Source organism: Thermocrispum municipale DSM 44069 (genome assembly GCF_000427825.1).
Lineage (GTDB): Bacteria > Actinomycetota > Actinomycetes > Mycobacteriales > Pseudonocardiaceae > Thermocrispum > Thermocrispum municipale.
In genome coordinates this window covers 840,229-853,989 of the sequence record NZ_KE386593.1, presented here as the reverse complement: position 1 = coordinate 853,989, position 13,761 = coordinate 840,229, and the positions used below count along the sequence as shown (strand labels likewise).

The 13,761-nt window shown below is 67.1% G+C and carries 13 protein-coding genes; 8 read left to right on the top strand and 5 right to left on the bottom strand.

Features of this window, described 5'->3' with window-relative positions; translation table 11 throughout:
- Positions 1-210 precede the first annotated feature (210 nt).
- From tuf to rpsL, 4 genes are all read right to left on the bottom strand, one after another.
- Positions 211-1,404, bottom strand: coding sequence for an elongation factor Tu (tuf, locus tag YWM_RS0119425; protein ID WP_028852082.1), 1,194 nt, complete (start codon positions 1,402-1,404; stop codon positions 211-213).
- 93 nt (positions 1,405-1,497) lie between these two features.
- Positions 1,498-3,600, bottom strand: a complete 2,103-nt coding sequence (fusA, locus tag YWM_RS0119420; RefSeq protein ID WP_028852081.1) for an elongation factor G — start codon at positions 3,598-3,600, stop codon at positions 1,498-1,500.
- Between the two features lie 70 nt (positions 3,601-3,670).
- Positions 3,671-4,141, bottom strand: a complete 471-nt coding sequence (gene rpsG / locus YWM_RS0119415) for a 30S ribosomal protein S7 (RefSeq protein ID WP_028852080.1) — start codon at positions 4,139-4,141, stop codon at positions 3,671-3,673.
- Positions 4,141-4,515 carry a 30S ribosomal protein S12 gene (gene rpsL, locus YWM_RS0119410; protein ID WP_028852079.1) on the bottom strand — a complete coding sequence of 125 codons (375 nt, stop codon included), beginning with the start codon at positions 4,513-4,515 and terminating at the stop codon, positions 4,141-4,143. The genes rpsG and rpsL overlap by 1 nt, the downstream gene beginning before the upstream one ends.
- Positions 4,516-5,239: 724 nt before the next feature.
- On the opposite strand from rpsL, the gene YWM_RS0119400 reads away from it, so the two are divergent.
- From YWM_RS0119400 to YWM_RS0119370, 7 genes are all read left to right on the top strand, one after another.
- Positions 5,240-5,899 (top strand): YbaB/EbfC family nucleoid-associated protein, encoded by a 660-nt coding sequence (locus YWM_RS0119400; protein WP_028852078.1) that lies wholly within the window; start codon positions 5,240-5,242, stop codon positions 5,897-5,899.
- A gap of 72 nt (positions 5,900-5,971) precedes the next feature.
- The gene (locus YWM_RS0119395; protein ID WP_028852077.1) at positions 5,972-6,298 is read left to right on the top strand and encodes a hypothetical protein; all 327 of its coding nucleotides are present in this window, start codon (positions 5,972-5,974) and stop codon (positions 6,296-6,298) included.
- A gap of 8 nt (positions 6,299-6,306) precedes the next feature.
- Positions 6,307-7,452, top strand: coding sequence for a hypothetical protein (locus tag YWM_RS0119390; protein WP_028852076.1), 1,146 nt, complete (start codon positions 6,307-6,309; stop codon positions 7,450-7,452).
- 6 nt (positions 7,453-7,458) lie between these two features.
- The gene (locus YWM_RS0119385; protein ID WP_028852075.1) at positions 7,459-8,805 is read left to right on the top strand and encodes a hypothetical protein; all 1,347 of its coding nucleotides are present in this window, start codon (positions 7,459-7,461) and stop codon (positions 8,803-8,805) included.
- An 82-nt stretch (positions 8,806-8,887) separates the two neighbouring features.
- Positions 8,888-9,208 (top strand): type VII secretion target, encoded by a 321-nt coding sequence (locus tag YWM_RS0119380; RefSeq protein ID WP_028852074.1) that lies wholly within the window; start codon positions 8,888-8,890, stop codon positions 9,206-9,208.
- Between the two features lie 10 nt (positions 9,209-9,218).
- Positions 9,219-10,415 carry a hypothetical protein gene (locus YWM_RS0119375; protein WP_028852073.1) on the top strand — a complete coding sequence of 399 codons (1,197 nt, stop codon included), beginning with the start codon at positions 9,219-9,221 and terminating at the stop codon, positions 10,413-10,415.
- Between the two features lie 9 nt (positions 10,416-10,424).
- Positions 10,425-11,723, top strand: coding sequence for a hypothetical protein (locus YWM_RS0119370; RefSeq protein ID WP_028852072.1), 1,299 nt, complete (start codon positions 10,425-10,427; stop codon positions 11,721-11,723).
- Here YWM_RS0119370 and YWM_RS0119365 read toward each other — a convergent pair.
- Positions 11,684-12,619, bottom strand: a complete 936-nt coding sequence (locus tag YWM_RS0119365) for an AraC family transcriptional regulator (RefSeq protein WP_028852071.1) — start codon at positions 12,617-12,619, stop codon at positions 11,684-11,686. The two genes, YWM_RS0119370 and YWM_RS0119365, sit on opposite strands and share 40 nt — an antisense overlap.
- Positions 12,620-12,693: 74 nt before the next feature.
- Here YWM_RS0119365 and YWM_RS0119360 point away from each other — a divergent pair, with 74 nt between their 5' ends.
- On the top strand, positions 12,694-13,728 hold the full coding sequence (locus YWM_RS0119360) for an SDR family NAD(P)-dependent oxidoreductase (protein ID WP_028852070.1): 1,035 nt from the start codon (positions 12,694-12,696) through the stop codon (positions 13,726-13,728).
- Positions 13,729-13,761 lie beyond the last annotated feature (33 nt).

The following is a 13,761-nucleotide window of genomic DNA, read 5'->3' as shown; positions in this document are numbered from 1 at the left end:
GCGGATCAGCCGCAACCCCTGGCAGGTACTCACGCCGAAGCGGCCGATTTGGCAATCGGCCGCTCCCACGTCGAGCAACCCATCTAGTTTGACACAGGCGCTCACACGCCCGTTAACCGGGGGCGGTTTTGCCTGGCCACACGGCGCACCAGCCGCCCTCCGGCGAGCTGAGGCGGTCACCCGGTGCGGGCGACCGCCTCAGCCGCGGAATCACTTGATGATCTTGGTCACCTGGCCGGCGCCGACGGTGCGACCACCCTCACGGATGGCGAACCGCAGACCCTCGTCCATGGCGATCGGCTGGATCAGCTTGACGGAGATGTTGGTGTTGTCACCAGGCATCACCATCTCGGTGCCCTCGGGCAGCGACACCACACCGGTCACGTCGGTGGTGCGGAAGTAGAACTGCGGGCGGTAGTTGTTGAAGAACGGCGTGTGCCGGCCACCCTCGTCCTTGGACAGGATGTACACCGAAGCCTCGAACTCGGTGTGCGGGGTGGTCGTGCCGGGCTTCGTGACGACCTGACCGCGCTCGACGTCCTCGCGCTTGACACCACGCAGCAGCAGCGCGGCGTTGTCACCGGCCTGACCCGAGTCGAGCATCTTGTTGAACATCTCGATCGAGGTGACCGTGGTCTTCAGGGTCTCCTCGCGGATGCCGACGATCTCGACCTCTTCGTTCAGCTTGATCTCACCGCGCTCGATACGGCCGGTGACGACCGTACCGCGACCGGTGATGGTGAAGACGTCCTCGATCGGCATCAGGAACGGCTTGTCGATCTCACGCACCGGGTCCGGCACGTTCTCGTCGACGGCGTCCATCAGCTCGAGCACCGACTTCGCCCACTTCTCGTCGCCCTCCAGGGCCTTCAGGCCGGAGACCTTGATGACCGGGGCGTCGTCACCCGGGAACTCGTACTCGTTCAGCAGCTCCCGGACCTCCAGCTCGACCAGCTCGAGGATCTCCTCGTCGTCGACCATGTCGGCCTTGTTCAGGGCCACGACGATGTAGGGCACGCCGACCTGACGGGCAAGCAGCACGTGCTCCTTGGTCTGCGGCATCGGGCCGTCGGTCGCGGCGACCACCAGGATCGCGCCGTCCATCTGGGCGGCACCGGTGATCATGTTCTTGATGTAGTCCGCGTGACCGGGGGCGTCGACGTGCGCGTAGTGACGATTCTCGGTCTGGTACTCGACGTGCGAGATGTTGATCGTGATACCGCGCTGCTTCTCCTCAGGCGCGTTGTCGATCTGGTCGAACGCCCGCGACTGGTTGAGCTCGGGGTACCTGTCGTGCAGCACCTTGGTGATCGCCGCGGTCAGCGTGGTCTTGCCGTGGTCGACGTGACCAATGGTGCCGATGTTGACGTGCGGCTTGCTCCGCTCGAACTTGGCCTTGCCCACTGGAATGTCCTCCTGGACTGTTTCTCTTGCGTTGCTTTTGGTCGGTTGCTGCGGACCCTGGGGAAGCCCCATGCCCGCGGGCGACGAGGAGGCTTACTCCCCGGTCGCCTTCGCGATGATTTCCTTCGCCACGTTCTGCGGAACCTCGGCGTAGGAATCGAATTGCATGGAGTAGTTCGCACGGCCCTGGGTCTTCGACCGAAGGTCGCCCACGTACCCGAACATCTCCGACAGCGGCACCTGTGCCCTCACGACACGAACACCCGCTCGCTCGTCCATGGCCTGGATCTGGCCACGACGGGAGTTCAAGTCACCGATGACATCGCCCATGTACTCCTCGGGCGTGGTCACCTCGACCGCCATCATCGGCTCGAGCAGCACCGGCTTCGCCAGCTTCGCGGCCTCTTTCAAGGCCATCGAACCTGCGACCTTGAAGGCCATCTCCGAAGAGTCGACCTCGTGGTACGCACCGTCCAACAGGGTCACCTTCAACCCGACCAGCGGGTATCCGGCCAGCACGCCGTACTGCATGGCGTCCTGCACACCGGCGTCCACCGAGGGGATGTACTCCTTCGGGATGCGGCCACCGGTGACCTTGTTGTCGAACTCGTACAGCGCACCGTCGCCGGTGGTCTCCAGCGGCTCGAGCTGGATGATGACCCGAGCGAACTGCCCGGAGCCACCGGTCTGCTTCTTGTGCGTGTACTCGTACTTGTCCACGACCTTGCGGATCGTCTCGCGGTAGGCGACCTGCGGCTTACCGATGTTCGCCTCGACCTTGAAGTCGGACTTCATCCGGTTCACCAGCACCTCGAGGTGCAGCTCGCCCATCCCGGAGACGATCGTCTGGCCGGTCTCCTCGTCCAGCTTGACCTGGAACGTCGGGTCTTCCTCGGCCAGCTTCTGGATCGCCGTGGAGAGCTTCTCCTGGTCGGCCTTCGTCTTCGGCTCGATCGCCACCTCGATGACCGGCTCGGGGAACGTCATCGACTCGAGCACGATCGGCTTCTGCGGGTCGGCCAGCGTGTCACCGGTGGTGGTGTCCTTCAGGCCCTGCACCGCGTAGATGTGGCCGGCCTTGGCGACGTCGACCGGGTTCTCCTTGTTGGAGTGCATCTGGAAGATCTTGCCGATGCGCTCCTTGCGGTCCTTCGTCGCGTTGACGACACCGGAACCCGCGGCCACCTCACCCGAGTAGACCCGGATGTAGGTGAGCTTGCCGAAGTACGGGTGTGCGGCGATCTTGAACGCCAGCGCGGCGAACGGCTCGTCGTTGGACGGCTTGCGGGTCGCCTTGGTCTCGCCGTCCTGCAGCACGCCCTCGACGTCCGGCACGTCCAGCGGGGACGGCAGGTAGTCGATCACCGCGTCCAGCATCGGCTGCACGCCCTTGTTCTTGAACGCCGAGCCGCACAGCACCGGGTAGGCGTCTTGCGCGATGGTCAGCTTGCGGATGCCGCGCTTGATCTCGGCGACGGTCAGCTCCTCGCCGCCGAAGTACTTCTCCATCAGCTCGTCGTCGGTCTCGGCGACCGCCTCGATGAGCTTCTCGCGGTACTCCGCGGCCTTGTCGGCCAGGTCGGCCGGGATCTCCTCGACCTCGTAGTCCTGGCCCTTCTTCACCTCACCGCGCCAGGTCAGCGCGCGCATCTCGACCAGGTCGACCACGCCCTGGAAGTCGTTCTCCGCGCCGATCGGCAGCTGGATGACCAGCGGGTTCGCGCCGAGGCGCTCCCGGATGGTCTGCACCGAGAAGTAGAAGTCCGCGCCCAGCTTGTCCATCTTGTTGATGAAGCAGATCCGCGGGACCTCGTACTTGTCCGCCTGGCGCCACACCTGCTCGGACTGGGGCTCGACACCCTCCTTGCCGTCGAACACGGCGACCGCGCCGTCCAGCACACGCAGGTTCCGCTCCACCTCGACGGTGAAGTCGACGTGGCCCGGGGTGTCGATCAGGTTGATCTGGTTGTCGTTCCAGAAGGTGGTGGTAGCCGCCGAGGTGATGGTGATACCCCGCTTCTGCTCCTCCTCCATCCAGTCCATCGTCGCCGACCCATCGTGGGTCTCGCCGAGCTTGTGGTTGATGCCCGTGTAGTACAGGATCCGCTCGGTGGTCGTGGTCTTGCCGGCATCGATGTGCGCCATGATGCCGATGTTGCGGACCTTGTTCAGGTCGGTCAGCACGTCGCGTGCCATCGAAAGTTACCCCTTGTCGGTAAGCGTGTGGGTTCCGACCTACGCGGGTCGGCGCGGGCCGGCGCAGGCGTCACCAGCGGTAGTGCGCGAACGCCTTGTTCGATTCGGCCATCTTGTGGGTGTCTTCGCGACGCTTGACGCTCGCGCCCAGGCCGTTGCTGGCGTCCAGCAACTCGTTCTGCAGCCGCTCGACCATCGTCTTCTCGCGGCGGGCCCGCGAGTACGTCACCAACCAGCGCAGCGCCAGCGTGGTGGAACGGCCGGGCTTGACCTCGATCGGCACCTGGTAGGTGGCTCCACCGACGCGACGGCTCTTCACCTCGATGGACGGCCGGACGTTGTCCAGCGCCCGCTTGAGGGTGACGACCGGGTCGGTGCCGGTCTTCTCGCGGGTGCCCTCCAGAGCCTGGTAGACGATGCGCTCGGCCTTGGAGCGCTTGCCGTCCTTGAGCACCTTGTTGATCAGCTGGCTGACCAACGGCGAGTCGTAAACCGGGTCGTTGATCAGTGGCCGCTTCGGGGCCGGTCCCTTACGAGGCATCAGCCCTTCTCCTTCTTCGCGCCGTACCGGCTGCGCGCCTGCTTGCGGTTCTTCACACCCTGCGTGTCGAGGGCGCCGCGGATGATCTTGTAGCGAACACCGGGGAGGTCCTTCACCCGGCCGCCACGCACGAGCACCATCGAGTGCTCCTGCAGGTTGTGGCCTTCACCGGGGATGTAGGCGGTGACCTCGATGCCGCTGGTCAGCTTCACGCGAGCGACCTTGCGCAGCGCCGAGTTCGGCTTCTTCGGGGTCGTGGTGTACACGCGCGTGCAGACGCCGCGCCGCTGGGGGCTCCCCTTCAGCGCCGCGGACTTCTGCTTGGCGGCCTTGTCCTGGCGGCCCTTCCGGACCAGCTGCTGGATCGTGGGCAATGGACCAGCTTTCTTCTCGTGTTGCTACTGCTCGCGTCTGTCTTGTCTTCGTCTCGTCCGGTCCCCGAGGTCGGGCGTGTCGCCCCGTGTCGAGGGCATACTGCCCTGCAACATCTCCATCGGGTTGGCCGAGGATTTCCTCCGCTCCGCCCGGCCGATCACGTTGCTGCCAACGTGCATGACGAGCACACGGAGCGGCCCGACAACGTCGGGCACAGACGTCAAAGATACTCGCCTGTTTTCAGGCTCTCCAATCGGGGGTGGCCTTAAGCATCCAGGCGCGCATCGCGCCCGCCACCGCCTTCGCCATCAAGGTGTACCGCTCCCGTCGACTCACGTCAACGAACGCCACGGTGTGGGCGGGTCGCGGCGCCGAGCAGGCCACGACCTGGCGTTAACCGCGGCGACGGGGTCGCACTGGTCACGGCCGGCGCCGGGTGGCACCACGACCGTACCCGGTCGCACCCGCCGGCAGGACCCTGACGACGCGGTGGCCGACCGGCGCGGGCAGCGACCACCGTGGCACCCCGGTTCGGCCGGGCCGTCACCTCGGTCGGCAGGGCTGCGCACCGCGCGGCAGGACACCCGTCGAGCCGGTGCGGGCCCTCCGCCTGCCACGACTGGAGCATCAAGTGCGCGAAATGCCCCGAACGGACCCCGCCGACGCCGCGGTTGGACCATGATTGGGCACGACACAGCCATCGATCAGGGTGAGGGGTTCGCGGTGTCAGCTGAGATGGAACACCTGCTCAAGGAGTTCGAGAAGTTCCAGTCGAAGATTCAACAGGCCCAGCAGCAGTTCGCCGGGGTCGAGCAGATGCAGGAACAGCTCAACGAGCTGGAATCGGTCGCGACCTCTCCGGACGGCTCGGTCCGCGTGGTGGCCGGACCCGGTGGCGCGGTCAAGGACATCAAACTGAGCCAGGAGGCGCTGCGCCAGCAGGCCGGCGCGTTGTCGGCCACCATCATGTCGACGCTGCAGCGCGCGGTCGCCGGCGCGGCCCGTAAGCAGGCCGAGCTGGTCGAGGCGCACATGGGCGGCATGGGCGCAGGCATCACCGAGCAGGTGTTGGAGGCGCAGGCCGAGGCGTTCGGCGTCTCGGTCGAGGAGCTCAAGGGCGAGGGCGAGCAGGCCGACACCGCACCCGCGGCCAACGAGATGCGCTTCGATCAGCCGATCGACGAGCCTGCCCCGGAGCCTCAGCCGCGTCCGCAGACGCCGCCTCGTCCCGCCTCCCCGCCGCAAGCCGGGCCGTACGGTGCGCCCGGCCCGCAGCAGCGGCCGGCGGGCCCGCCGCCGCAGCGCCCGACCTCCCGGCCGCAGCGGCGCGTGGTCGACTTCGACGATGACGACGAGGGCTTCGGGTCGGTTTTCGAACGCTGATTTCCCGGCGCCGGGCGGAACCGCCGCCCGCGCGGCGAAGTCGTAACTGCGTCGCTACCGGGAGGTACATCCGTGGGTAATGGATACAACGTCGACATCCCCGCGCTGAAGACGTATGCGAACAATCTGAGCTTCTACACATCGGAAGCGGACAAGTTCGGCACGTTGATCGACCAGGCCGAGGTGCCGGAGAAGGCGTGGGGTCTGGTCGGCCTGTTCGCCAAACAGACCTACTCGGAGAAGCTCAAGGAACTCGAAGATCTGCTCGGCCAGATGAAGCAGGGCGTGGAGAACTTCTCCGAGAAGATCTCCACCGCGGCGAAGGTCTACGAGGGCATGGAGAACGACACGGCGATGTCGTTCGGCGGCCATCAGACCACGATCGACGGGCCGAAGTAGGAGGGGCGATGGCAGGCGAGAAGAAGAGCGTTGCCGACTCCGTCCAGGTCTCTCCGCACGACGAGAGCCTGGGGGCCAACGCGGTCAACGCGTTCAAGAAGGTGCCGGTCGTCGGCAAGGGCTACGCCACGATCGCCGACAACTACAAGAAGTTCGCCGCCGCAGACGACGCGGGCGACGTCGCGATGGCGGCGGGCTCGCTGGTCACCGACGGTGCCGCGTTCGTGGCCAGCTGCACCGCGGACATCGCGGGCTTCGTGCTCGACCCGGTCGGCTGGCTGGTCAGCAACGGCCTGAACTTCCTGATCGAGCTGATCCAGCCGCTGCAGGACCTGCTGCACATGGTCACCGGAGACGGTCCGGCGCTGAACCAGGCGGCGACCAACTTCACCAACATCGGCAACGGCTTCGTCAAGCTGGCCGAGGACTGGGTGGAGACCGGCGACAAGGCCCTCGTCGAGTGGAAAGAGGACGCCGGTGAGGCGGCCCGCAAGGCGCTCGCCGAGTTCGCCGTGGGTATCCAGGGCATCGGTTCGGCGGCCGGGTCGCTGGCGCAGACCTTGCAGATGTGGTCGATGGTGATGACCGTCGTCGAGGAGCTGGTCAAGTCGATCATCTCCGAGCTGGTCAGCGCGTTGATCTACATCTGGCTGCCCGCACTGGCCGCGTCGATCGTCAGCTTCGGCTCGAGCGTCGCGGCCGCGATGACGACGACCCTCGCCAAGGTGGGTTCCGCGCTGAGCAAGATCACCGCCAAGCTGGGCAAGCTGGGCAAGCTGCTGGACGACTTCGTCAAGTTCCTCGCCAAGTGGACCACCAAGCTCATCGAGAACGGCAAGAAGCTGCACGGCACCGAACGGCTGCTGCCGGGCGAGGCCAAGATCATGTCGTCGGCGGCGGCCAAGGTCGCGGGTAAGCGCGGCGCCGCCACGATGGATGCGCTGAAGGACATCGGCAAGAGCATCCCCGGCAAGATCAGCGGCCAGATCACCGGCATCGACCCGTCCAGCGCGGCGAGCAACCCCGGCAAGGCGGCGATCGACAACATCGCCAAGAAGTGGGACTACGTCGAGGCAGGCAAGTCGGCCGCCGAGCGGGGCAAGATCGGCGGCGGTCAGGATCCCGAACAGACGCGGGAGAACCTGGACATCTAGCACTCCATGTCCGGATATCAAGCCCTGATCCTGCTCGCCGGCTACGCCCTGGCCGTCGGCTGCCTGGCGCTCGGCGTGCGGTGGAACAACCAAGCGGCCGCGTACCAGGACCGGCGCAGACGCACGCTGGCCGGTGTCGCCTACTCGGCGGCCGGGCTGGCCGCCTCGGCCGCGACCTACTACTGGTTCTCCCAAGCGTGGAACCCGGTGGTGGTCGCGGTGATCTTCAGCGGCGTCCCACTGTTGCTCGGCTGGTGGATCTGGTGGCGCGGGTTCGCCCAGACCCGCTGGATGGACCGCCTCGCGGCGCGCGGCCGGGCGCAGTACTTCAGCGGACGACTGCCCGACCGTCCCACATTCGGGCTGCTGCCCGGCGCGGGACGGGCACGGTCGCCCGACGACTGGGGTGTCGGCTTCGAGGCGGCCATTTCGCTGCGCACACAGGGCGTCGACGTTCTCGGTGTGCAATACCTGCATCTGCAGCCGCCTGCCGATCAGGTGGAGCCGTGGCGCGGAACGCTGGCCAAGATCTCCGACCTCGACGGCACGTTCTCGTTGGTGCAGGTCCGCACCCCGGAGATTCCGGCACTGATCATTCGCCCGCGGACCGGACGGGAGCGGCAGGAGGCCTACGGCAAGGACGCGGGCTCGATCAACCCGATGGACGACGCCCGCTACACCCGCAACATGATCGGCGCGATTCGCCCCACCGCAGCGACCGAGCCCGTCGAGTTCTCCGGTGAGTTCGGCAAGTGGTTCGAGGTGCGTGCCGCCGATCCGGAGCTGGCGCAGGCGGCGCTGACACCGCAGGTCCGGCGTGCCTTGCTCGCGGATCCGTGGTTTCGGCTCGGCGACGTGATGTTCAGTGACGGCGTGGTGTGGACGACGCGGTTCGGCCGGCTGACCGAGGCGCGCTTGTTCGACGCCTCGCGCCGGCTCACCGCGCTGGCCGCGCTCATGCCGATCTGGCCGGACTCGTCCTTCGCCGCGACGGTGCAGAGCGCGGACACCTCTGTCGACAGCTGGGGTAGCGACACCGAGCGGCGTCGGCGGCGTTCGCTCGTGGACAAGATCAACGAGCGGCGGACGATCGCGCTGCGCACCCCGGTCAGCGGGCCGAGCCTGCTGATGAGGCTTGTCCTGGTGCTGGCGCTCGGCGCGTGGGGTTTCGTGTGGGCGACGAACCCGCTGTTCGACTGGCATCAGCCCCAGGCCGACGGCACCGAGGATCTCGACCGCGTCATGCTGCCCGTCTTCGGCGTCGTGATGCTCCTGCTCGCCTATCTGTTGCTACGACCGCTGTACTCCACGAAACGATCTTCGGCCGGTCCGCACCGCGCCAGCAGAGTGTGATCAACTCACCGCGGAACCACTACCCGAGCTGCGCAGTCTTACCGATACTTGATGTCGGGTAACGGGCACGGTCAGGAGCAGCATGGGCTACAAGGTCGACATACCGGCGTTGGACACCTACGCCAAGAACCTCGGCTACTACAGCAGCGAGGCGGACAAGTTCGGTGCGCTGATCGATCAAGCGGACGTCAGCAACGAGGCCTGGGGGATCATCGGCTCGCACTACAAGTCCACCTACACCGAGCGACTCACCGAGCTGCGCGAGTTGCTCGCCGAGATGAAAGAGGGCGTGGAGACGCTCGCGGACAAGATCGCCACGGCCGCCAAGGTCTACAAGGGAATGGAAGACGACACGGCGATGACGTTCGGCCAGCACCAGGCGCAGATCGACGGACCGCGCTGAGAGGGACGTGATGACGGAGAAGAAGAGCATCGCCGACGCGCTGGACGTCAAGCCGCACGACGAAGGCCTCAAGGGCAGCGTCGACCGCGCCGTCGAACGCGTCCCGATCGCCGGCGACGCCTACAAGTCGATCAAGAGCATCAAGGAGTCGATCGGCGAGGTCGATGACGTCACCGACTTGGGCAACCTCGCCAAGGACATGGCATCCAGTGGCGCGAGCTTCATCGCGGGCGCGTACGCCGACGCGGCGTTCTTCGCCATGGATCCGATCGGTTATCTGGTCTCCGCCGGGCTGGACATGCTGCTCGAGCTGGTCCAGCCGCTGCAGGACGCGTTGCACTACGTGTCCGGCGACGGGCCGAGCCTGAGCGCAGGATCGGACAACTTCGCCACCATCGCGCAGGGTTTCGTGGCGCTGTCGGAGGACTTCGACGAAACGGCCGACAAGGCACTGAAGGACTGGCAGGAGGACGCCGGTAACGCCGCCCGCCAGGCGGTGGCAGACTTCTCGGTGGGCATCCAGGGTGTCGGATCCGCGGCGGGCGCGGTGTCCGAGGTGCTCAAGACCTGGTCGATGATCATGCAGGTCATCGAGGAGGTCATCAAGGGCATCATCACCGAGCTGGTGTCGTGGCTGATCACGCTGTGGCTGCCCGCGCTGGCCTCGTCGGTGATCAGCTTCGGCGGCTCGGTCGCTGCGGCCATGACCGCCACGGTGGCCAAGGTGGCCAGCGTGTTCAGCAAGGTCTCCCGCTACCTGGGCAAGCTCGGCAAGCTGCTGGAGAAGCTGGGCGAGTTCCTGGTCAAGTTCAACGGGACCGTGGTGCGGCTGGCCGAGAAGTTCCGCCTGGGCAAGACGGTCGCGGCGGGCAGTCGGACCGCCCCGCTCGTCGGTCAAAAGGTCGCGCGGGACACTTTCGTCCCCAGCAGGCGGGTGGCGGCCACCACGGCAGGCGCCATGGCCAAGGGCATGGACAGCGTGGCAGGCAACTTCGAACAGCGCCTCGGCACGATGTTCTCCAAGGAAGCGCTCAAGGCTCTCGGCATCGGGGCGAGCATCAAGGCGGGCACCGGTGCCCTCAAGGGCGGGATCCGGGAGCCACGCGACTCGTACGAGGACGTCCTGGAAGGCGAGCCTGCCTTCGACAAGAGCGAGATCGGTGGCGACCGGGATCCCGACGAGACCCGCAAGAACCTGGACATATAAGGGATACCGATGTCGTTTTCGGCGTGGGCCGTAGCCGTCATCTTCGGCGGCTACGGCCTTGCTGTGCTGTTGCTCTTCGTCGCCGCGCGCACCACCGGCACGCCGACGCGCATCGCCTTGAGCGCGGCGGGGCTGCTGACCGGCACCGCCACGGTGTGCCTGCTGACGTACGGCACGTTCAGCGGCCCGTGGATGTGGATGTGGGCGCTGCTTCCGGTAGTGCTCGGCGCGTGGCTCTGGCTGCGCCGCTACCTGCAGTCGGAGTGGATGGACCGGCTGGCGGGCAAGACCGGCCGGGTCTACTCGAGCGACCGCCCCGGCAGACCGAGCTTCGGCGTGCTGACCGGTTACGGCCGCGCGGTCAGCCATGACGACCCCCGCGGCGGGTTCGACGCCGCCGTGGAGATCGACTACCAGGGCCACCGCATCGCGGGTGTGCAGTACCGCGCGGACACCGGAGCGAAATCTCGCCCGGTGCCGAAGAACGCCGACGTCCAGCAGGTCATCGATGCGGTGGACAGCACGCACGGCCTGGTCGAGCTGGCGTGCCCGGCCACCCCGGCGTTGCTGATCAAGCCGCGGCTGTTGAGCGAGCAGCAGGCGACGCAGTCCCGCAAGAGCACCGTGTTCGAGGACTTGCGTATCACCAGGAACACCATCGGCGCGTTGACGCCGGACGTCGAGCTGCGGCCGGTGACCGACGGCTGGGAGCCGGACTTCGCCGCGAACTTCCATGTGCACGCCGAGGACGAGGCGTTCGCCAGGGCGGTCCTGACGCCCGAGGTCCAGCGCCTGTTCGTCGAGGAGCCGTGGTTCCGTATCCGGCTTGTGGCGTGCCATCGGGGAGCGCTGTGGACCAATGACAACGGGCAGCTGGCCAAGTGGCTGGTGCTGAACAACGCCTACCACCTCGCACAGCTCGCGGCCGCCATCCCCGCCCAGGCGTGGCGGTCGGCGGCCCCGGCGGACGAGGTCGACTCGTTTCTCGCCCGCGCGCGTGGCTACGACCCGGGGAAGCGGCCGGAGCGGTCGTTCGTCGAGGTGGTCAACGAGCGCCGAGGCTCCGCCGGTCGCGTCCCCCTCGGCCCGACCAGCCTGGGGTTGCGGACCACTTTCGTCCTGCTGCTGGCCGTGCTCGGCGTCGCTCTGTTCTTCGCGCCGAGCGATTCCGGTGTCGACCTGGGCGCGATGGCGTTCTGCTTCCTGGTGGGCGCGGCCGTGCTGAGCAAAGTCACCTACTTCCCGGGACGGAAATCAGCACCCGGCGCTCACACCGACAACGCGGCCTCGCGGACCTTGCGGCGATAACTCGCCGGCGAAATGCCGACCTCACGCTTGAACGCGTTGCTGAACGCGCTCTCCGACCCGTAGCCCAGGCGCGCGGCCAACGACGCGATCCGGGTGTTGTCATCGCTGAGTGCGCGTTGCGCCAGCATCATGCGCCACCGGCTCAAGTACGTCAGCGGCGGCAGGCCCGCCACCTTGCGGAAGCGGTCGGCGAACGCCGCTCGGGACATCGCGCAGGCGTCGGCGAGTTCCGCCAGGCCCCACGACCGGCCCGGTTGGCGGTGCATCAGGCGCACGGCCGGCCGCAGCCGCTCGTCGGCCAACAGCCGCAACCAGCCGGCGGGCGGGGCCTCGGCTTGTCTCAGGTAAGCCCGCAGCATCTCCAGCAACAGCAATTGGACATGTTGCCGGACGGCGAACGCCGACCCGAGCCGTTGGCCGACCAGCTCGTCGAACAGCCGACGGACGGTGTCGCGCAACCCCTCAGCTCCGGGTTCGTTGGCCCGCACGTGGGAGAACGGCGGCAGGGCCTGACTGAGCAGTGTCTCGCCCGCCGGGTTCAGGTCGATGCGCCCGCCGACGTACACATCCTCACCGCGCTCGTCCGCCCCAACCAGCGCTGCCGGCGGAAACTCGAGGTGCGGCTCGACCAGCTGCGGGGTCTCGTCGGCTAGGCCCCCGCGCAGCTCCACCCAACTGCGATCGCTGAAAATCCCCACGTCACCGGCTTCCAGCTCGACCGGTTCGGCAAGGCCTTCCGTGCGCAGATGTGCGCGACCGGAGAGCATGACGAAGAACTTCAGCGGGTGTGGAATCGGGCCACGCGCCACCCACGCACCGCTCGCAGCGACGGCGCCGGTGAGCACCCCTTGCACCTCGACGAGGGAGAACACCTCGGACAACTCATCGTCCGCCATGACCATACTCTCGCGCAAGAATTCCGGACGCGCAATTATTCACAGTCCAGAGGGTCGGCGGAAGCATGGGTGGCATGCGATACACGACAGCTCGACAACACCCGATCGGCAGCCCGTTCGACGCAGCGTCCACCGTGGACGACGTTCTGGCGGGCATCGACCTGACCGGCCGCAACGTGGTGATCACCGGCGGGCACACCGGTCTCGGCCTGGAGATGACCCGCGGCCTCAGCCGGGCAGGGGCATCGGTGACCGTGGCCGCCCGCAATCCGGACCGGGCGGCGGAAGCCCTCGACGGCCTGAAGAACGTCGAGACCTACCGGATCGACCTGGTGGAACCGGAGTCGATCGACGCTTTCGTGGCGCACTACCTCAGCTCCGGGCGGCCGCTGCACATCCTGATCAACAACGCCGGCATCATGGCCGGCCCGCTGGCACGCGATGCGCGCGGCTACGAGTACCACTTCGCGGCCAACCACCTCGGCCACTTCCAGCTCACCACCGGGTTGTACCCCGCGCTGCGGGCGGCGGACGGGGCGCGCGTCGTCACGATGACCTCGGGTGCTCACCGGTTGACCGACATTCACTGGGACGACCCGAACTTCCACCACTCCGACTACGACGGGCACGTGGCGTACGGGCAGTCGAAGGCCGCCAACGTGCTGTTCACCGTGGAGCTGGACCGCCGGTGGTCCGCCGACGGCATCCGCGGCTACGTGGTCCATCCGGGCATCATCGTGACGACCAACCTGGGACCTGCCCGCGAGGCCGGGGCCCCACCGGAGTTCGACGAGCAGTGGAAGCAGACGATGCGAGACATGGGCCTGTTCGACGACGACGGAAACCCGGTCGTCGACCCGGAGCGGGGCCTCAAGACCCCGGAGCAGGGAGCCAGCACCGCGGTGTTCGCGGCGACCAGCCCGCTGCTTGCCGACATCGGCGGCGTCTACCTCAAGGACAATGACGTCACGCCGGTCGACGACACCCCGGCAGAAGCAGACTACGACGGCCCGCCGTCCACCGATGTGGCCCCGCACGCCATCGATCCGGAATCGGCCAAGCGGCTGTGGGAGTTGAGCGAGCGTCTGATCCGCGGCCAGGCTGAGTAGCGTCGGCGCCAACGCCCAGTTGGTATCGTCGCT